The sequence below is a fragment of the Paenibacillus sp. P36 genome (assembly GCF_045866505.1).
GTDB classification, from domain to species: domain Bacteria; phylum Bacillota; class Bacilli; order Paenibacillales; family NBRC-103111; genus Paenibacillus_E; species Paenibacillus_E chondroitinus.
Genome location: NZ_AP038372.1, coordinates 4,351,506 through 4,371,823 on the forward strand (window position 1 = coordinate 4,351,506; position 20,318 = coordinate 4,371,823).

The 20,318-nt window shown below is 41.9% G+C and carries 14 protein-coding genes and 1 pseudogene; 1 reads left to right on the forward strand and 14 read right to left on the reverse strand.

Annotation, left to right across the window (positions count from 1 at the left end):
- Window positions 1-21: 21 nt before the first annotated feature.
- The 11 genes and pseudogenes from ACKTT9_RS19525 to ACKTT9_RS19575 form a co-directional block, all read right to left on the reverse strand.
- On the reverse strand, window positions 22-7,665 hold the full coding sequence (locus ACKTT9_RS19525; protein ID WP_407872925.1) for a SpvB/TcaC N-terminal domain-containing protein: 7,644 nt from the start codon (window positions 7,663-7,665) through the stop codon (window positions 22-24).
- A 337-nt stretch (window positions 7,666-8,002) separates the two neighbouring features.
- The gene (locus ACKTT9_RS19530; RefSeq protein WP_407872926.1) at window positions 8,003-8,197 is read right to left on the reverse strand and encodes a GNAT family N-acetyltransferase; all 195 of its coding nucleotides are present in this window, start codon (window positions 8,195-8,197) and stop codon (window positions 8,003-8,005) included.
- Window positions 8,198-9,058: 861 nt separating this feature from the next.
- Window positions 9,059-9,241 (reverse strand): DUF3732 domain-containing protein, encoded by a 183-nt coding sequence (locus tag ACKTT9_RS19535; RefSeq protein ID WP_181646186.1) that lies wholly within the window; start codon window positions 9,239-9,241, stop codon window positions 9,059-9,061.
- Entirely contained in the window at window positions 9,238-9,363 is a 126-nt protein-coding gene (locus ACKTT9_RS19540) for a DUF3732 domain-containing protein (RefSeq protein WP_157320152.1), read from the reverse strand. Before ACKTT9_RS19540 ends, ACKTT9_RS19535 begins: the two co-directional genes overlap by 4 nt.
- Window positions 9,364-9,480: 117 nt before the next feature.
- Entirely contained in the window at window positions 9,481-11,391 is a 1,911-nt protein-coding gene (locus ACKTT9_RS19545) for a beta-N-acetylhexosaminidase (RefSeq protein ID WP_407872927.1), read from the reverse strand.
- A gap of 14 nt (window positions 11,392-11,405) precedes the next feature.
- Window positions 11,406-11,516: pseudogene (locus ACKTT9_RS19550) on the reverse strand (carbohydrate ABC transporter permease); the annotation flags it as partial.
- A gap of 674 nt (window positions 11,517-12,190) precedes the next feature.
- Window positions 12,191-12,754, reverse strand: a complete 564-nt coding sequence (locus ACKTT9_RS19555; RefSeq protein ID WP_407872928.1) for a suppressor of fused domain protein — start codon at window positions 12,752-12,754, stop codon at window positions 12,191-12,193.
- 449 nt (window positions 12,755-13,203) lie between these two features.
- Window positions 13,204-13,620, reverse strand: a complete 417-nt coding sequence (locus tag ACKTT9_RS19560; RefSeq protein ID WP_407872929.1) for a hypothetical protein — start codon at window positions 13,618-13,620, stop codon at window positions 13,204-13,206.
- A 354-nt stretch (window positions 13,621-13,974) separates the two neighbouring features.
- Window positions 13,975-14,337, reverse strand: coding sequence for a hypothetical protein (locus ACKTT9_RS19565; protein ID WP_407872930.1), 363 nt, complete (start codon window positions 14,335-14,337; stop codon window positions 13,975-13,977).
- A 348-nt stretch (window positions 14,338-14,685) separates the two neighbouring features.
- Window positions 14,686-15,783 carry an acyltransferase gene (locus ACKTT9_RS19570; protein ID WP_407872931.1) on the reverse strand — a complete coding sequence of 366 codons (1,098 nt, stop codon included), beginning with the start codon at window positions 15,781-15,783 and terminating at the stop codon, window positions 14,686-14,688.
- A gap of 384 nt (window positions 15,784-16,167) precedes the next feature.
- The gene (locus ACKTT9_RS19575; RefSeq protein WP_407872932.1) at window positions 16,168-16,299 is read right to left on the reverse strand and encodes an NUDIX hydrolase; all 132 of its coding nucleotides are present in this window, start codon (window positions 16,297-16,299) and stop codon (window positions 16,168-16,170) included.
- 195 nt (window positions 16,300-16,494) lie between these two features.
- Between ACKTT9_RS19575 and ACKTT9_RS19580 the strand changes: the two genes are divergently transcribed.
- Window positions 16,495-16,818, forward strand: coding sequence for an MFS transporter (locus ACKTT9_RS19580; protein ID WP_407867197.1), 324 nt, complete (start codon window positions 16,495-16,497; stop codon window positions 16,816-16,818).
- A 1,538-nt stretch (window positions 16,819-18,356) separates the two neighbouring features.
- Here ACKTT9_RS19580 and ACKTT9_RS19585 read toward each other — a convergent pair.
- The 3 genes from ACKTT9_RS19585 to ACKTT9_RS19595 all read right to left on the reverse strand — a co-directional run bounded on the left by ACKTT9_RS19585 (window position 18,357) and on the right by ACKTT9_RS19595 (window position 20,245).
- A complete protein-coding gene (locus ACKTT9_RS19585) occupies window positions 18,357-18,962 on the reverse strand; it encodes a hypothetical protein (protein WP_407867198.1) in 606 nt (201 codons plus the stop codon).
- A gap of 158 nt (window positions 18,963-19,120) precedes the next feature.
- Window positions 19,121-19,528, reverse strand: coding sequence for a DUF6210 family protein (locus ACKTT9_RS19590; RefSeq protein WP_407867199.1), 408 nt, complete (start codon window positions 19,526-19,528; stop codon window positions 19,121-19,123).
- A 174-nt stretch (window positions 19,529-19,702) separates the two neighbouring features.
- On the reverse strand, window positions 19,703-20,245 hold the full coding sequence (locus tag ACKTT9_RS19595; protein WP_407867200.1) for a hypothetical protein: 543 nt from the start codon (window positions 20,243-20,245) through the stop codon (window positions 19,703-19,705).
- Window positions 20,246-20,318: the final 73 nt, after the last annotated feature.

Sequence of the window (20,318 nt, forward strand, 5' to 3'; positions counted from 1 at the left end):
ACATTCTATATTTTTTTGTGGTTAATACGTGAGAATCAGACCCTTCTCTAAATATCCGCGCGCAAGGTGGGCGGCTCGTCCGGCGTTAGTCGTAATATCGATAGCCATGCCGGACAATAACCCGCCATTGGTACCAAAGAAGTCCGCAAAGGCTCGTCTTGGACCTAAACCGACGACATGTCTCATGCCTAAGTAACCACCAGGACCTACATGCGGTGCAATAGCTGAGTCAAGTGCAAACATTGCCCGTGATCGCGATTCGACGAAAATGCCGCGTATGGCCATAGTAAATTTACCCCTTAGCAAGTTGTTTACATGGCCTGGTTTTAGAAACCGGCTTAACAATGACCTGTCTACCCTAGCAATCGCTTCATCTGCTACTCGTGCACTTTCCGTTACAATTTGCTGCATCCTTTCGATTAGCTGAATACGTTGCAGCGCTTCCGGTACCGCGTGCGATGCCGCAGCCGGCACCGCATGCGCTGCAGCTGCCGGTGCCGCATGCGCTGCAGCTATCGGTGCCGCATGCGCTGCAGCCGCCGGTGCCGCATGTGCTGCAGCTGCCGGTGCCGCATGTGCTGCAGCTGCCGGTGCCGCATGTGCTGCAGCTGCCGGTGCCGCATGTGCTGCAGCTGCCGGTGCCGCATGCGCAGCCGCTTCCGGCGCTGCATGCGATGCCGCTTCCGGTGCCGCATGAGTCAACACTTCCGATGCACCACTCACTGCCGCCTTAGTTGCTCCAATAGCAACACTAGGGCCTACCCCTGCTACAAAATCGACTCCCGCTCCGATTCGACCGGCGGTCTTCTCGCTTGCTCCTAAAGCGCGCGCAGTTCCGGACGCTGCTTGCTCAGTCAATGTATGTTGTACTTCTCCGGACACGATGGTACGAATTCCTGTTGCAGCAGTATCAATGCCATGAATGATTGCAACTACACCTAATACTTGCGTAACTCCTGTTGGAGCAGCTACTCCTGCTGATCCTGCTGAAATTTCCATTACGCCGCCGACAACCTGTAACAAACCGATTCCTCGATTTAACCATGCCCCTCTTCCATCCGGATCAGAAAACTTTATTGGATTCCCTTTTACGTAGGCATAAATGTTAAGCCCATCTTTTAATCCTGCTGGATCACAGTTTATCCACCTGACTACCCATGGCATATAGTACCTGGCACCGTGATAATATAAACCGCTTTCCTCATCTCTTTCTTTCCCTGTGTAACGGTAGCGTTTGGCAGCGGCTTTTATTGCTGCATCTTTGGATTGATAGGCACTGGTACCGTAAGGGTGGTATTCCTCGTAACTAATGACTCGAGCAGTATCATCCAACTCCAACGACGCCGAACCCAGATAATTGTGCAGTTGATAACGCACCGTTAGTTCAGGACTACTGCGTCCCATCGGTACGCCTAATACCACCCGCGGCTTGGTTTCGGTGTCTATCACCACAAATCGATGCTTCTTATCAATCAGGCTCAAGCTTGTGCGTTCCAACCCCGCATCCGCACCGCTGTGTTGTTTGTAAAGTTCATAGCCGGCTACATAAATCCGCTCGTCTTTTTTGCTTGGAACTGCCCCCGCGCCGGCTTGATTCTCGGTTATTTTCCTAATTCGCTGACCTTGACCATCATATTGGTAAAAGGTTGTTTCCGGCGTGCCGCCGTCCGTTCGTTTCTGGCGAATGGTTGTTACTAGTTCTTCTTTAAAGTTCCATCCCATTTGTTCCAAATGAGGCATAGCGGTCATAAAGCCATGTCGTGAATGATGCGGATAGCTGTAAGTATTTACTCCTATTTGCGTGCTGATCAGGCGATTATTCGCAGACTGATAGTTATAATCCCTTACCCAATTGTTGCCGACGGCTTGATGCCGCATTTGCAGGATATTGCCGACGGAGTCATATTGATAACTTTGGTTATAATTCCGCATAGCCAACGGATCGCCTTGGTTTAGTCGCTGCAAGAAAGCGGTGTCGCTCCAATTGTCTTTGCTGTCGAAGGTGAGCGACGCAAGGTTTTCCCTTCCGGTAGCCTCAGCGAGACGATAAAGGGCATCGTAGGTATAAGTAGAAACCCCGCTAATGAACTGGTTATCAAAAAATACGACCGGAATGTTCTTGTCTTCAATATGGGTGATATTGCCCATAGGATCATAAGTATAATTCCAATCTTGAAGCAGCTCGCCGTTCTCCCGTTTTGTTTCCATACGCCTAAGCCGGAATGTTTCTTTGTCATAATAAAATCGGGTGATTACATCATTCCCATAGATGATTTCATTGCGCTGGCCTTTTTCATTGTAGTCAATGTCTTTAATATAGTCAGAGGCAGCGGCTATACCTGCGTGAGTGACGCTTTCGCTGTTCAGCAATCCCGCTTCGTTATATGACGGTGTGATGACGCTTCCGTCAGGCGCGGTTTGTTTCGTGATTCTTCCGATGGCGTCCGTTTCCGTGATAAAGGTATAGCTTTCGGATTCAAGTTCCGAGTCTAAGTTGGCATCTATCCAGTTGACGACGTCTTTATAATTTTTAAATAGCTTACGGATAGTGGATTTTGGCTGTCCTTTGAAATTGTATTCAGGCGATATCAAAATTCCGCCAGTGTCATAATGCCTGATAACCTGCCCCCTGAGGTTTTTTAGCTCAGGGTTTACCTCCGTTTCACCATAAAAAATCCGATCGAATATATGGTTTAGAGGTTTTTCTCCATCCCCGCCAATCACCTTACTGTAGGTGGGACGATGCAAAAAATCGTAAAAATATTGGAATTCATGCTCTCGCTCATCCCAAGTACGCAGCGGATTGCCTAGTATATTCGTCAGCAGCCATCGAGCCCCGGCATCCATACTGCGCTGATAGACCTTGTTGCCCAGCATGTCGTACTTGTAATCCATTACCGTATTGCCGCGGGCATCGGTTACTTTGCGCACGTTTCCTACAATATCAAGATCGACTCTAGTTAAATAAAATTCATCCTCATCGGCTTTCAAATGTTTATTATGGTCTACCGATAATACTGGTCTGCCCAATGTATCAAAGTGCTGGACTTTAGGGGTGTCGGCATGCTTGGCTACTCTATCGGCAGCCGATTTTTCCCTTTCCGGGCTTTTGCCCGCCGCAATGAGATTGGCATCGATCCGTCGGTTGGCGCGATTGTCATACCAGGAAGATTCCAAAACCGTGTCGTTCTGGTCGAAAGCAACTTGTTTCCAGGAATCGAATTCCGTTCGCGACAAAGTACCGTCTGGCATTTCGGTTTTAATGAGACGTCCCGGCGCATCGTAAAATAAGATTGACGTAACCCCGGACTCCACCAATTCCTTGAGCTCTTCATACTGGTGCGCTACCGAAAAGTAGGGCTCATATTGTTTGACGGCATTGCCTTTGTTGTTAAGCACGGTCCTGCCGTTTCCGATCCATCGCAGCTGCTTGGGGTTCATCAAGGCGGTATCGATGTCCGTCACCAGGTAAGAATTATCGGGATTAACAATCACTTGCTTAGCCGGTCCCGGTTCGGATTGAGCCTTTTTCATCACTACCTGCCCAAGTCCGTTGGAGTATTCCAAACCGATCTGAACAGGTGAATTATTGTTTATTTTATAATGCTCTTCCCGTGAGATGGAGGCGACAACCACTGGTTTGCCCGAATTTTGATAAGCATCAAAGTCATAGACGAATCTTGCCGTGGCATGCTGCAATAAATCTTTTCCATGCGCAGCCGGAGCAAGGAAGAAATCATTGACGAGCGTAGCTTCCGACGGCGATGAAAACTCGTTTAAGCCTATCAGATCATCGGCTTCATCGCCTTTGCCGAATACCGCCATCGCCTTTACCAAGCCCAATTCATCCTTTATAGCTTCGGTAATATTTTGATTCGGATCTTTCATTCGCTGCACAGAAAGCGTCCTGAAATTATAAAGCTCGGCCCTGGTTCGATTGCCTGCTGCGTCCTCGATTTCCTCAATGTAGAGGCGGTAGCTGCTATCATACTGCACCTTTGTTTTGGCACCGTACGGATCGGTATAGGAAACCGGAAGATAAAAGCGGTTCCTCGCATCGGCAATGGCTTCTCCCGTATCGACAACCTGGGTCGTTCCCGAGCGAATCCACCAGCTGTCATCACCCTCTCTGTGTGTAAACTTCCCTTCCAGCATCAGATCTTCATTGACCTTCGCGCCAAAAATATTGTCTACCAGTGTAGGTGTATAGGCTAATTGATAGTTTTCGTAGGGTAGCGCCAAAGATGCCAGCTGATATAACGGCAATGCATCCTTGAGATTATCGCTGCGATAAATCGTGCGCACATGTTCAATTAATCTTTTCTGTGAAGTCCCGTGTGGAGGATTTTTATCAATCTGATGATATTCCGCTTCGACGGCAGCCGTAACCATGTTCTCAAAATCTTTCACTGCATACAGCCCGCCGTTCTTCGGAAACCCCCTCAATTCGTATGTCTTCGTTTCAGCCGGGAGCCGCAGCCTATAAGAAGCGTCGGCATCGATATCATTAGTAAAGCTGTTTTGCGTATAGGTAATCAGTGTTTTGCTCTGCTCTCTTTGTATTTCTATTGGCAAGGTTGCGTCAGCTTTGGCTCGCGGATAAACGACCAAGGCTGATTCAAGCACGTTTCCATATTCGTCAAGTTTGATGTTAAGCGTATGGGCAATGCGCGGGTCCTCCGTGTTCCGCTCGTAGCTGTAGGTGATGGCCTCGCTCTCTTTGACGATGAATACTGCGTGTTGATTTTGACCTTTCGGCTGCAAAAGCTCAATGACGCAATTGTGGGTCGCAACGGTATATGGAGTTAATTGTTTTTGGATTTGATCCGGCGTCGCCCCTGCCGGCGGGGCATCTAAAGCGAATGTTTCCGAGCGCAGTCCCATGCCTTTGCAAGCGCGCAACGCTTCTCCCCATTCCAAAGCGCCTAGATGGTCGATTAGGGAAGGGGCAAGTCCGGGCCCTGCGATGATCCTTGCATCCGGCAAAGGGACTTCAGGGTGGACGACAGCATAACCTTGCCTTGCCATGTCTTCATGCCAATATTGCCGAGCATTCTGATTGAGTAAAATGTCCGTGTCCTTGAAGGCACCGATATGGAACCAGGTTTTGATCACCACGGGATCCTGATGCAAGGTCTTGTCCACGACATGGCTTGCATCAACTTTGGCCCAATGCTCGAAATGTTCGGCATCCGTCTGTTCAACCATGCCGAAGCCCCTGAATTCTTTTTCGGCATGGTCATAATAGCCGTGATGGTAGCGGTAAGAGCTGACGAAACGATGCCCTGTAATCGTATCTCTTGTTTCCGTACTGGAAATGCAATGGACTGGGAAATGCAGTTTAGTTATCCATGGATTGCCCGTGAGCTTGTCTTCCATATAAAAGGTCGTCGAGGGAGTATATGTCAGTTTCACTTCTTTGCCGAGGTTGTTTTTGTAAGCGGTCATGATGTGGGGTTTTTTGCTGTTCATTAGGTCTATGTACTTGAATGGCGCTTGGTTATCCTTGGACAAAGAGCTTGACCAAACGATGCAGGCGACACCATTGCCAAGCAAGTCGGCAACCGTGACTTGGGCCTGTGGGTGGATGTCGGGAAACGATTCGATTTCAAAAGGCGAGTTGTGGAATGCATTTCCGCATACATTTTTCCAGCAGGAAAACTTGTTTTGGCCTAAATAAATAACATCGGCGGTACCGGAACCGTCAATATCGGCTAATCGCAAATAGGACGGATTGAATGAACCGTCATGATCGACTACCGGGGCGTTGTCCATGCCCACCTTAGCGCCAAATCGGCCGTAACCGAGGTTTGGCCAATAGCAAATTTCACCGTTCCTGATCCTGACGATATCCGTCAGCCCGTCGCCTGACATATCCGCCAAGTAAATCGTTTGCTCGGAATCGGAGAAGACGAGACAGGGGCCTTCTTCTTCATCAAACGGCTTGCTTGTTCTATGGTATTGTTCAAATCCTTGGCGGCCTGCCGATTCATACCAGGAAAATACGTGATCTTCAGTAATCAAAACCTCCGGTTTCCCATCCCCATTAAGGTCAACCATCCTGACATTCGCTTCGCCGAAATGGATATTGGGCCAGTTGTCAAACGTCCGGAACGGCAGCCAATCTTCCTGATCGCCTAATTCAAAATACCCTCTTGGTTCGTTGTTCATGCTTACCAACTGCTTGCTTCCGTCCGCATCCAGATCCATCAATTGTAACCTTGAACCGACACCAGCAAAAGAGGGCTTCGGCGAAACGAGCTTTGCCTGTGCAAACCGACCGCCGCCTAAATTTCGTTTATAATACAAGCCTTCCGCTTGTTCGGTCAGAATGCCCGATAGGCCTTCGCTGAATAAATCCGTGAATTGATAAGCCGGTTCGTCCAGTCCGGCCGGCGCATGAGTGAAATGATCCTCAGCTATCGATTTGACCTCACTGTTCCAGTCGAGCTGTTCATATTCAAACTCGTTGGGCGGCAGCTTTTTCACCGAATAGGTTCCGTCCGCTTTCTTGATATATCCGCAGGAAGTGATGGAAGTAAGGTACGTAAAACCGGCTTCGCTTGCGGTGTCGTAGCCGAAGTCCAACGATTTTACCAGAGCAGAACCGCCGGTAAGTTCGGAAAAACGGTGGAACAGCATGACTCTCCTGCATAGTCTCGTCGTTCTGATTTCGAAGCCGGCTCTGTAATCGGAAAAGGCGTCCGTCCTAAAATCCCAATCTTTTGTTTTTGAATAGGGAGCGTTAGTGTCATATTCCCCGTAATCGAATACGGTTTGAAACAGGTAATCCGCTTCATCCGGATAGGCGTCGTTTAATTGTCGGTATGGCGTTTTGTTGCCGTACAGCACCTTCTCCACATATAAATTGGCATAGGTAATCGTTCCGTCTGCCGTGCGGTTTCGATTGTGCAACAGTGCTTCGTCAAATCCTTTATCGTCTTCCTTCTTGTAAATGTAATGAACACAGTTGCCTTTATCGTCGAAGACTAACTCAGGCAGCCAAGCAAATGCTTTAGTGGCATCCTTCGGGTCGGAAATCGTTGACGCCGCACTCCATCCGAACAACGTCGTGACGTTTTGCTTCGAAATGACCCGCCATTTGACTTCTTGGGCCGATTTTCGCGACCACCGCTCAATTCTGGCAAATAGGCCTTCTATACGAGGCCTGTAATACCTAATCGTGTACAAGCCGTCCGGTGAGTCTTTTTCTTTGATCTTGTAATTTCCGTACGCATCCGTGACGTAACGGCCATGCTCATCTTTAGCAAATTGCGGAACAAGGTCTTCCGCTTCGGAAAACAGAAAGATATCCGAATCGAGCTCATCCTTATATTGCGGGAGCCCTTTGTCGGTTTTGCGTTTAATAGACGGCAGACTTAATGACCACCCTAGTCCGAAAACACCGTTCCCGGCGCCCGAGCTGTATGACAACTGCAAGGCGGGTGCAGCGCCGTCCCTGGTTTGCGAGAAGGGCAGCGGGATCGATAAGGAAGCCGTCCCATTCACGGCGTTGACCGAAAACTTTTCATCGATGCTCTTCATGGCTCCGCCGCCCTTGGGCAAAGAAATGGAAGGAATCTCAATGGCGTTGGACTTCGTTTTTCCTCCGTCTGTTTTGAGAAGGGGAAAAGTGGAGGTTGGGCTTCCTTTGTCTTCTTTCATTAATACACCTCATCTTACCGATTAATAGATTCTACTTCCTGTCAAAACCATTATATATTACTTGATATTATTTCCAATATGCTGATTATACTAATATTTTTCTGGGGTTTCGCATATTTCGGAGTATTTCACCAATTATCGACCCTGACGGAGGCTTTTGACGCTCGCATGCCTTTTCGAAAGCCTCAAAATCTGCGCCAAATAGAAGATATCCTATATGGTATCATTCACGATTTTTTGTCAACATTATATCTTTCAACTAATGTGTCCCGTTAGCCAGCGAGGCCACCGATAGAAAAATACGGCAGCTTCGCTTGTAGCTTATTGAACTCTGGTATTATGGAACCGGAATTTCTTTTTCCATAATAAAATCATCCATTACGAATCCATTCCCGATATCCACAATTTGTTCTCGCACAGTCCTGAAGCCCTTTTTCTCGTATACCGCAATACTGGATTCGTTATTTCGATTGACTGTAAGCCAAATTGAGTTTAGGTTACGGCCTTTGCATAGCATTTCTAGAAATACCATCGCTTGGCTGTCCCCAATGCTCCTTGCCTATATAAAACTTGCTCAGGAAGAGCATCTCCTCTTCTAGTCTAACTGACATATATCCGACCGCGGAAAAGCCATTGTGTTGGATTAAATTATATTCAATAGTTCTTTCTTTTTATTTTATATAGTCTACCTGCTTACATATTGAATCAACGTATTTACTAAGTTCTTTATTATACTTTGTTGGATTATCAAAAACTCTCATATACCAACGCCTTCGACAGTTCAAGGGCAACTTCTACTGTATACTTTGCAGACATGCTACAATCTCTTCTTTAAAATGTATCTATATAGATACGAAAAACTGCTGCAAAAAATTTTTCGATTTGGTGAGGAAATGTCCAAAATATCTATTAGACGTAGCACATTAATTTACAGCACTAATCTATTCGGACGATAAGAACTTAATCTAATCCCGCGGCCCGCATCATTTCAAAAATTCAAAAAGACACACCGTCTTTTAATTGGACGATGTGTCTTTTTCAACTTGATTAATAGTTGGTCAACGTATTTATTAAGTGCTTTATTGTAATCGGTGGGTTTTCAAGAATTCACACCGATACATCTTAGTTCTACACCCACATGAAGAAGTTTTTCTTCGGCATTTAGCATACATTCTTGGCCTCATTCGGCAATCGGAACAGATTCTTGTCATTGAGTCTTTCGACATTTGTCTAACAACATAAATATACAGACCATATATAACCAAATGCTGAGAAACCATTTTTCTGCTTTTAATGCAGTATGCTCTCCGAGATTGCCGATAGTATAAAAAACAACTTTAGACGGAGCAATATTCCTCCCTATGTCCCGATGAAATTCTTGCTCTCAACTACCTTATGTATACCACTCTTCAGGAATTAACTTTTTCCCATTTCTCCATTCAACTACTTCATTAACATTTTCAATATCACCGTATATATCAGCATCTGCATGGTCTAGAATAATACATTGCCAATCACCATTGGTAGACTTAACTGACTCGACTAATGTTTTAAATATACTTTTTACTGCAGTTATATCTTAAATCCCGGATCAACTATTTCGTTATCCGCTTCTTGTTTCTTTACTTTAGGGAAATATACCTGGCTTGGTTGATCAAAAACGACAAAACTAGGAACACACGACTGTTTAAGCTTCAAAAAAAATAAAGCCCCAATTAAGGGCTTTGTAGAAAATTATGGGCAACGGTGAAACACGCAATTTAAACAAAACATCGCAAAACCCTCCGTAGCTACCGAAGGCTCTTGCCAACTTCCTTAGAAAGGATTCAAAACATGGAAGAAGACATTTGGCGATGCCATCCGGTAATAATAGCTGCACCAGCCCACCCCTTTATTGGTGAACCTGTTGGTGGTGCTGTATAACAAACGCTCCTCTTCCAGCTCTTCGACTCGTCCTATCCGGCCCTCAACATATTCAAGAAGCCTAAAGGAAGCTGTCTCCAATCGATTGATGACACCGCCGTAGCGAATATCGATGACTTCCCATCCGAACGGCTTAAACATACTCAGCCACTGCGTTCGATGAGCACCTCGCAGCTCCCGCACAGCTTCCCCGATCGCAGGCAGCACATTTGTTGCAATGTGTTTCAGCGTCTCCCAATCCTTAGCATCGTATGCCCGCTTCAACTCGATGCCAATTTCGCTTTTTTGCCTAAGCACCCCACATAGCTTCTCCGGTACTTCAAACAAATAATCGAGCGCGGCATTGTCATCGCGGCGGCTGCGAATGTTCTGCTCCACTTCCGCATAATGCGCCGACATGTCGAGTCCCTCAATTTGCTTGTCAAACATCCCTAGTAGCACATCCTGATACAATAGAAACTTCGAAGGATTGCTCTGCTTCCGATTGTCCGGTTCGGATCCAGGCGTCTCGTCTAAATATTTGAGCTGCAGGTATACATCAGCTTCAATACCTGTACAGAATTTTACCCGCTCTGAGATTCGCGCCCAATCCGGTTTTTCCTCCGAGTATGCGTGTTCAGCATAAAGCTGTAAGCCTAACAAAGCGATGAACGGATTGCTCTCCATCCCATCGTCACCCCACATTGTTGCGTACACCTCGCGAATACCCTCTTTTTTGCAAACTTGAAGTGCGGTATCCGAAGCATTCAGGGACAAGCCGTAGTTTACACCGAACGTATTAAATACCCACACAGCGCCAGCGAATACCAAATTACAACCGAGCGGACGGTGTTTGGCGATCAAGCTCTCATATTCATCTCGTTCCGTATGGACGTAATCCCAATACACCAAATCCACATCTTTGGGGATGCGGCGAGCCATTTCCTCCGAAATTTGAGTATCTTCATTGTAATAGTCACCGCCGCCCTCGGAAGCAAGCTTCAAGAACATATCGCTCCACATCATAGGCTTCAAGCCGCGCCCTTTTGCAACCTTCAGCACTTTCTCCAAATGCGTCGTCATAATATCAAATCGGCTCGCGAATCCATTCAAATCCAAATATTTTCCGCGCCCGAGCTCCTCCGCCTCATCCATACCAATATGGATTTTGCGGCTGCGAAATGGCGCACTGGCAGCCTCAATCATCTGCTCCACCAATAGATCCGTCTTTTCTTCCCCTACCAACAGCGCACCTTTCGTATCCTTATAATGCTTCACGGGCTCCCATTTGAGGAACTCCTCTAGATGCGCGAGTGTCTGAATACTCGGAAATGCCTCGATACCAAATTGATCCGCGTAGTCATCGATCTCTTTTAATTCCGCCTGCGTATACCGGCCCCGCATATATCCGAAATAAGGCTCACCGCTAATTTCATACGTATCCTCCATATATAACATGACGGTGTTCAACCCCATCAAGGCCATCTTATTCAGCATGAATTTAAAGCTGTCCAAAGTCAAAATCGCATTGCGGGACAAATCGAACATCGGTCCGATCGTATCGAACTGTTGTTTTTCCTGGAGTTGAAATGCTTCTCCACAGCGGCCGTGCTGTACGAGAAGACCAAGTCCACGGAAAAACTGGTGCTTTTGCCCATAACGTATATAAGCCTTCCCTTGCTCAAGGCCTACCTCCAAATCGCCCGCGGATGGTTCCACTTGTACAATGACCCCATCTTCCTCTACGGTAATATGTAGCTCTTGTAACAATAGCTGAATTCCCTCTTGCAAATCGGTAGTATCCCCTTCAAAGCGCAACTTCATCTGCATGTCCTCCTTCACCCTTTGACTGCTCTAGCGGTCATTCCTTTCATGTTCTGCTCCTGAAACAGTAGGAAAACGATGATGGCTGGCAGTACTGCAATCGCAAGCGCCGCCATCGTAAGCCTCGTAATCGGTCACATATATCCTATCGCAACAGTTGAGAATCATAAGCTTTTTACTGTCTCGCTCGCTATGTTCTTAGTATAAGGGCGATGATTAGAAGGCGATACGGGAGAAACTTCGGTACAATGGGGGGGCATTAATCAGTTTTTCCTACTCGTTGGAATTCGGAATGCGTGAGCGGGGCAATAAATGACAATGTCAACCTCAGACCACTACGACTTTTTCTCATATTAGGTTTATTATGCCCCACCTCAAAGGTTGTTTTTAATAAATTACACGATTACCAACATTGTAATTTTCGTTATTCCGACCGTTAGTTTTACAAAGGCTGCAAACGACAAAATACCACGAAGAATTCGATTGCTTGACGTACTTAAAATATATAGTAATCCGAATTAAGAGACACTAATGTGTATTGTATTATGAAAAATAACCCTCGAGAATGCATCCTTCAATTACCTCGGGGAACATATCATCATTATGTCTATCAATGGAAAGTAAAACAACTTCTTGTCTTTTGGAAAAGACAAGAAGTTGTATCCATAAAATAAAAAAAACGTGTCATACGCGGCTGATAATATTGATATATGTTTTTGTCCTCTAAGCCGGCAGCTTATTCATGTTGTTGTGCTATCGTAATCCGCAATAAAACTGTTGGTTTGTTGTACCCAATCTATTAACTTTTTAATATAGCAAGATTCATTCTATCAACTTTATATAAATCAAATCCGGGAGTAAACCAAAATTGCTTTATTCCTATTTCCTGAATTAATTGAACTTCTTCGATATAGATCGGATACATTCCAGTTAAAAATATTGACTTACCATTTGTTTGAATTTCTATTCTATCTTTATCGAGTATTGATGGGGAAAAAACTAAGAATCCTGTCATTTTAGATTCCACACTTATAGGTTCTTCAAAGGTGAAAAAATCCCCATATGAAAATCTTTTTATGCCTCTTCTTTCCGAGGCAAGATATGCTATAGCCTCCCCCCAAGTGGGATCACTTGCCTCAAGACTTAATATTAATTCCGGTTTGCCCCCTGACCATTCGGGATGCTCACCTTCTGAAAGCCCGTACGTAATAAAAGTAAGCATTCCTTTCTCAGGAATATCCTTATATGTGAATAAGTATATAGGTTTTCCATTATCCTTGGCATCAAACTTACTGATTTTGTAATCGGTACCAAAGATCTCTTCAATGTGCTCTAAGAATATTTCAACATTTGCTTTGATCATTTTTCCTCCTAAGATGAACTCAACTACGATTCTCACTATAGTTCCCAGTTAGCTCAATGAACCAATGCCCAATGAGTGTACAGAAAGCGTGATGGTGTTAGGCGAGGTTCTCTTTCTCACAAATATTATTTCAATTCACTGAGAACTTTAAATAATACCAATTTAAATGACTCTCTATATATCGAAATTTCATATGCATCTGCTATGCATTCAAATGATTCATCATGAAACAGTAATAGAAAATGAATTCGATCTTTCCATCTTTCTTGCTTGTAATAATTGTGTATACTATTTATTTTTTCTTCTGCTTTAATCCAATTAGAATTGATGACCTTATGAGCGCTATAAAACTTAAGCCCCTTATTGTATAAAGGATGGCCATACATTACCTCATCATTTGCGCCACCAAATTTATAAGCATAGCAGCCATTAAATGTAACGTTCTTACGTTAGCTCCATGATTTTTTGTTTAAGCTGGCTAATTTCTCTATAGCCTTTTGACGAATTTCTTCATCTTTATCTTCCGAAAGAATTATTAAAACTGAATGGGTTGCTTTTTTGTTCATCACTATTCTCATCCTAACAGATGAATCGCTGTCTAGTGCCATTTTGAGTTGAACCCGTTCAGAAAGCTTATTCTTTGAAGCGACCATGAACCTTACGCGATCTGACGGATCCTCAGCAAGAATCTCTAAGACTTCAGCAGGTACCATTTTGTTCTGCGCAACCCAAAACCTCATATCTGGATAATTATCTATTATTTCTAACCAAACTTCTATGGGAGCTTCATCCCAAGCTGCACGTAGATATTCATCTGGAATGTCACTCAGTCTTAGTCGAACAAACTCCTCTGCCGAACTTATCAAATAACCAACTCCGTTATTTCAAATAATTTTTAACTATCTTCTTTCGTCAAATTAATCATTTAGAATCAACAATTTCGTCAAACCGAGCAGCTAGCTTGAGGAATTTTTCACACCAGCCATGTTCAGCCCGATTTTTGAGCGAATCCAAAATGTATTTAGTACATCCTCAACTTAATCGAATTGCGACCATATGACATAAGATGTTGGAGAATCAATTAAAGTCCTCATTTCACTATAGATGACTGAACTATCCTGCCAACTAACGTAATGGAAGCCACCGATCATGCCGGCAACCTCCCATTGGTGTGTCTATTGAACAAACGTTCTTCATTTAGCGGAATGCTCTACCTTAATTTAACTGCCTTGTGATATATCGCTCTTAGCTAGATCCAATGCTACTGCAATTTTAATCTGATACATTTTACTGAGTCCCTTCATCCACTTTTCAATTGGATACACATCAACTATCGGAGCAATAGTATCATCAAAACGGTCCAGTTCAATCTTAATCACTGTCTGGGTATCCACAAGAAAGCTAATTATATCCTCACCTTGTTCGGGTGTCCAAGATAAAACGTGTGCTGTCTTCATTGCGGGAAATGTCTTTTTAATAATGTTTAAAAACCTTCGCATGGATATATCATTGAACAAATGAAATTTCGAGGCTATTAATGTTTTCCTATATGCCTGTTCGGTCATTGTCCCTTTGATCTTCATTCCCGGCCTACTTTCTGAAGTTGCCGAACCAAAAGCGGATACGGCAAATTTATTAATTAACTTTACCTTTCTTTATTCAAGGAAGTCACTAAACTATCCTGCTCGTTACTTCAATAACAAAATAGGATCTGCTGCGAAACAGATCCTAAACTAAAGTTCTTAAGTTAGCGTAGCGTTCATCTTTTTTTAGCAATAAAGAGTTGACAAATAATAGTTAAACAATATATTCTACTTTTTCTGCTACGATTTCGAATGAGGCATTATCATCTTCATACGAGATGATTTTATGAATTCATCATCTGAAGTTGCAATACTTTCCTTACCGTTGCCTCAAGAGCTATCGGGGATTTAGGATTCTAAACTTTGAGTGTTACTTTTCCGGTAAATCATTAGCATCCAGTAAATCAGTTTATGATATACATAAGAAAGAAACCATGCTCCGACAAAAACAATTATAAAGCTAAATAATGTGTATAAATTATACTCCCAGATTGCACCGGGAGGTTTATTGAAATTTTTATATGAACTTAGTAAAAATGGATGTATTAAATATATACCAAATGAGTAATTACTAATTGAATTAAGCCAACGAATTGGCGCATACGATTTATTTAATAATAAGCCCCCTAGCCAAAGGAAGGATATCCCAATTCCTACTGAATAAAAAAGAACAGATATATCATACCATGGTGTATTTTCAAAAAGTATATTTGAATAACGACTTTCTATTAACATTCCGACATATATAAAACCTGAAAGAAAGGTAACCGGCAATATCCATATAATATTTATCTTCAACCATGATTTGAAGATCATGTAGTAAATGCCCAGATAACCCCCAATTAAAAAATAAGCAAAATATGTAGGTGATAATGATGAAACATGGGGTAATTCTTTAACCCAATTTTTATATACATAGAAAGACCCTTGTATTAGGAACCCTAAGGGGATTAAGCAATGCCTAAACCAGGTCCATCTTTTTGCTAATGTCATAAGAGCGGGAAACAGCAGATAAAACTGTAGAATAAGAATCATAAAATATAAATGGTAGCCGATTTCACCCCATTTAAAAGAAACGAAAAAATCATGTAGATTTATATTTATTCCTCTTTTAGAAATATATTGATTAAACGTGTAGTAAAATGAAGACCATACTACATAAGGAATGGCAACCCTCCATATTCTTTTTCGGAAATACTTACAAGCCAATTTTTCATTCCAGTTATCGTAATATTGATAAAATAAGACAAAACCACTGATTAGGATAAATAAAGGAACAGCAAATTGACATGCCCTGTTGATTGCATAAAAGATAATTTGTGATAAGCTTCCATCAGTCGGTTCAAGGGTTGCATCTGAAGTGGAATGAATAAGAACGACCGCAAGAATAGCCAATGCTCTTACAATATCCATTTCATAAATCTTTGATCTAACGGATATTTTCAATTAAACACCTACCACCTCAACGATATTATGTGAATTTTAAACTTTTTGTCCTTTCAAGTTTGGCTTGGATTTCGACTAACACCCTTATTTCCGCGCAATTCGCAAATCACTTCCAATTTGAAGTATCCGCAAAATCATTACGCAATCCTGCCCGCTAGCGGGGAGAAGGGCTGCCACGCGGCAGCCCTTCAATGTTTAATTATCGTCTCCCGTTAGTCCAATGATGGTTCTTATCTAAGATAAGTGTTTTTCTTTTTTTATGATTCTCGAAATTCCACGAGAAAAGGGTGGGTTTGATTATTCAACGCCATATCTATTCTCTCGATGAAATTACTCCAGGTTATCATTTCCCTTGCCTTTTCCAATGAATATTAACCTACCTCATCACTCTTCCCGAATAGTCTCCCCTTCTTCTACACATCCTTGTGGCATCTCCCATCCGCGACGACCTTTCATTAATAGAATTTCGTTATTTTCATTAAGCACAATAACACTTGCAGAAACAATGAATTTCACTACATTCGCCTCCAAAACAATTTATTATGCTTTATTGATTAAACACTTTTATGTGTTGAAGTATACATCTTAAGGAAATTTATGTAAATATCTTCTTCCTACTACCTGTTACTTTAATGGGCAAAAAAGCGCCCCACAGCAACGGGCTGTGGGGCATAACTATTGATATTTTAAAGGGGGTTAGTTTTACTCATTATGGGTTTATTTATTTTCGCAGCCATTTATTTCGGCTTTGGGGTCGTGAATCATGTGATATGGATTTGGGTTCTTTTTGCTCTATACGGTTTATATTATGCTTTTACAGAAGGCGTTCAAAAGGCTTATATATCAGATATTGTCCCTGAAGGCCAAAGAGGTGTAGCAATGGGAACGTTCAATGCTTTGACCGGGATAGCAGCTTTACCGGCTAGTTTAATTGCTGGATTTCTTTGGGAGTCTTTTGGTCCAACTGTTGCATTTGGTACAAGTAGCGTTATTGCTCTTTTGGCGGTATTATTAATCATCTTGTTAAAAGTTTAAGCAGCCGTTCTATAGAATGATCGCAGAAATCGGAAATTGGATCGTATAAAACTGTAAATCTAAAAAAGTAAAAAGACGAGTTTTTACAACAACTCGCCTACATGGTTTGATTCAAGTATTCATTCAGTTGGCACTGCACTTCACCAAATGTCCTTTCCATCAACTAATTTTACTTCATCATGGGCATGGAAAACGGAAAATATCAACTATGATCCCAATTGGAATTCGAATCGTTATAAATAATCTGTCTATCCCGCTAAAAATCCGTAATCGGATAGTGTTTCCCACAACACTTAATAAACATCCTGTAAATGTGTTAAATAGTGTTCGAACAACAACAACCCTACCAATCAAGCCTGGGGAAATACTTTTTATCCTTTTTTGTGTCTTCAAGGACACTCTTCGAGCTGTAGTTAAATGGAATTCTTTAGACATTTTTCTCTCTCCTTTTTTACTTGTTGAATTCCCATTTTCATCTCTTTTAAACTCCAAAATTGCAATCACATTTCACCATCATATTTTTAATTAGCGACTCTCAACAGCAGTTTATGGGGAGACATCTTAGTTGCACACGGCATTTGCCTAGTTTCAGGTACTTTAACGTAACTTTTCATTAATGACTGCCTTTAGAGTTGATTTTCGAATAACAAAATCCCTTAACCAATTGGCCAAGGGATTTAATAAATTTATTCGTTCCTCAAATAAAAAAGCGTTGGGAAGAGTTCATCGATACGTGCTTAAATCAAAACGTCGTTCTTCATAATTCTCCATGTCCATTCTTAGTATATCATTGTTATTGTTTGATTGAGGTAAACTGCCCGTTACTTCAACAGTCAACAGCAGCCGATCGTATTAGCCGGCTGCAGCGGTGTCTATTAATCAACTTACGTTCCTAAGTTAGCTTAGAATTTCCTGGTAAAAAATCAATGAAGGTATATCCAGCACGTTGCTCAGAATCTGACACAGAGAGGACTGAGGCGAATACTTCGAAGTTAAATATGATGTTAGGCGCTGTTGCTGACATTTGACATCTTGTATTAACCATTAATAACTCTAATTGGACCACCAAGATTAGAGGTCAAGAGTTTGGTTAAATATATTAATACACCTAAATGTACAATAAATAAAATCCAAAATATTAACTTGTTTTTCTTTCTAATCCATCTCAATCCAAAACAAATAGCAAGCGAGGCTATTAACCCTAAGAAAATCGTGAGATAAAAAAAATAAAAAGGATTATGTTTTAATAAAGATATATTATAAAAAATAGAGATTGTCTTATTACTTATGATTAAATAACTTTCTATCCAGTAGAATAAAAAAAGTACTATATACATTATTGTATTTAATAACCATCTTAGTGTCTTCAGGTGGCTTCACTTCCTTATCATTTTTTACTGTATTTAATACCATTCTTGCGGCTCCTGTTTAGTTCTCCGATTTCATATAACTCTACTCTGCAAACTTCGCATATTTTAACTTATTTGAAGTATTCTCTAAGCGATTCAACTATCGTTCACCGTTAGCGTAATTCGAAATCACTCTATACGAAAGACGATTTCATTTCCTGTCAATGTATCTTTTAATGGAGAATTGAACTCTTTGAAGATAAAATCCATACCAGAAATAACATCAGGTAATGCGGGCGATACGACATAGTTAAATGATAAATGCCCTGAACTACCTCCACCACTATCCATTCGACAATGGTAAGTTTCACCTAAATATAACTCATAGTGTTTTGTTTTATTCGACTTGACCGACTGCTCACTAATTACATCCCAATCAATATTAAAAGTTATTACGCTTGCGTTACTATACTGCCTCATAAAGGTCATGGTATAGAAAAACCCGTCTTGTTCCTTGAATTTCAGAATAGGGACATTTTTTCTGAATTCACAAGGTTCGACTATCGGTTTATAATGCTCCTCATTTCTCAGAACATGGAAAACTGATTTCAAATAATCCTCATAGAGGTTGAAGGAAATTGCCCATTTCTCAATATACTCAAATTTCGGATAACCTGGATTATTGCTTGAAATTTCTTTACGTTGTTTTAACAATTCGCAAATTTGCTTATCAATAGGAAAGATTCGCTCATCATAATGCTCGGTTGGACGTTCAAATGGCATCCGCTTCATCATTGTCCTCCTAATTGGTTTTGTCCATCAATTATCTCAACTAAATATTAACACATATTGGAAGCCCCTTTAGTTGAGCGGATCGCACAGAAACGTAAACAGGCGATGGATCGGTTCCATCGCCACGCTATCGTTCTTTCGTTAGTTTAATGTTTTCCAACCTAATCACTGTTACTCCAAGTCAATATTCCTTTATCTTCATCAAATCCATTAAGAAATGCTTTATCCATCTTTTTATTATCAATAATCACATTGAGCCACGCTTCCATGGAGTCGTCCAGTCTTTCTCTATCTATTGACATAAACTTGCCCGCTCTGTTTGTTCGAAGTAAGTCGTCTATAAAATTTGCATCTTCTATCGTTAACTTTGTTTTATTAAAACAATAATCAGACAGGTTTTTCAAAAGTAGTTTAGTGTCATCATCAAGAATTGCAAGTATTCCTTCTATTGAAGGTTGCAAACAAGAATAACCACCGACTTGGTTATAGTAAAAAACTCCCGACTTTGATTTTATAATAAGTGCAAGATGTTCCAATCCATATAGACAGACTTTACGTTCATTTTGCATGGGAGTAACCTCGTTTCATATCATCATCCATTTACCATCATATTACCATAATTAGTTTACACTTTTACGGTGCCCTTTAGCTTAATAAGGCTGCCCGAAATTATTCGCGGCAGCCTAACACTTTTGCTTTCTGAGCTAACCTTCTTCGTTAGTGTAGCGAACCAAAGTTCCACTTTATCTTGAAGCGCGATCAGCGTTAAAGCGATATAACTCAGTATTCATTACATAATCTCTTGCAGATACCATATTGTTGCTTTCAAACTCAAAAGATACTTTACCACCATCACTGAAAAGATGAAGATTGCAAAATCCATATGGCCATGAAATAACGCACTCCCACAAATATTCATCAACATTATCTGTTCTAATACATTGCCAGTCCCATATAAATACTAGGTCTGAACCATCACAATTTTTGGCTACTTTCGTTAAATTGAACTCTTTTACATTATCATAAGCATATACCTCTATATTGCCTCCAATTAGCTTGTCGATTTTTACGATACCCAATCCAGATACATACATATCTTCTGTCTCAGGTAGAGAACTATCAAACTTTTCGGAATGCTTCCATCTTGGTTCTAATAATTTAGCTCCCCAAACTTTGAACTCTAAACTAGAAGGAAGGTCATGCTGGCAATAAAAATCTATAATCTTAGCTTTTGTAAAATCAATTCTGTCAAAATTACCTTTAGTTAAATCAACAACATGGTTCATTCGTTAACCTCCAAGTTGCAATCTGATCTCTGTTTCTGAACTATCGTTACCCGTTAGAGCGTAACAACTTGAA

What these genes read in the sequence shown, in the direction of transcription:
- ACKTT9_RS19585 (WP_407867198.1), bottom strand. Translation starts at nt 18,962, where the DNA reads ATGATGAAGCGGATGCCATTTGAACGTCCAACCGAGCATTATGATGAG.
- ACKTT9_RS19545 (WP_407872927.1), bottom strand. Translation starts at nt 11,391, where the DNA reads ATGAAGTTGCGCTTTGAAGGGGATACTACCGATTTGCAAGAGGGAATT.
- ACKTT9_RS19590 (WP_407867199.1), bottom strand. Translation starts at nt 19,528, where the DNA reads ATGCAAAATGAACGTAAAGTCTGTCTATATGGATTGGAACATCTTGCA.
- ACKTT9_RS19565 (WP_407872930.1), bottom strand. Translation starts at nt 14,337, where the DNA reads ATGAAGATCAAAGGGACAATGACCGAACAGGCATATAGGAAAACATTA.
- ACKTT9_RS19580 (WP_407867197.1), top strand. Translation starts at nt 16,495, where the DNA reads ATGGGTTTATTTATTTTCGCAGCCATTTATTTCGGCTTTGGGGTCGTG.
- ACKTT9_RS19595 (WP_407867200.1), bottom strand. Translation starts at nt 20,245, where the DNA reads ATGAACCATGTTGTTGATTTAACTAAAGGTAATTTTGACAGAATTGAT.
- ACKTT9_RS19525 (WP_407872925.1), bottom strand. Translation starts at nt 7,665, where the DNA reads ATGAAAGAAGACAAAGGAAGCCCAACCTCCACTTTTCCCCTTCTCAAA.
- ACKTT9_RS19555 (WP_407872928.1), bottom strand. Translation starts at nt 12,754, where the DNA reads ATGATCAAAGCAAATGTTGAAATATTCTTAGAGCACATTGAAGAGATC.
- ACKTT9_RS19530 (WP_407872926.1), bottom strand. Translation starts at nt 8,197, where the DNA reads ATGGTATTTCTAGAAATGCTATGCAAAGGCCGTAACCTAAACTCAATT.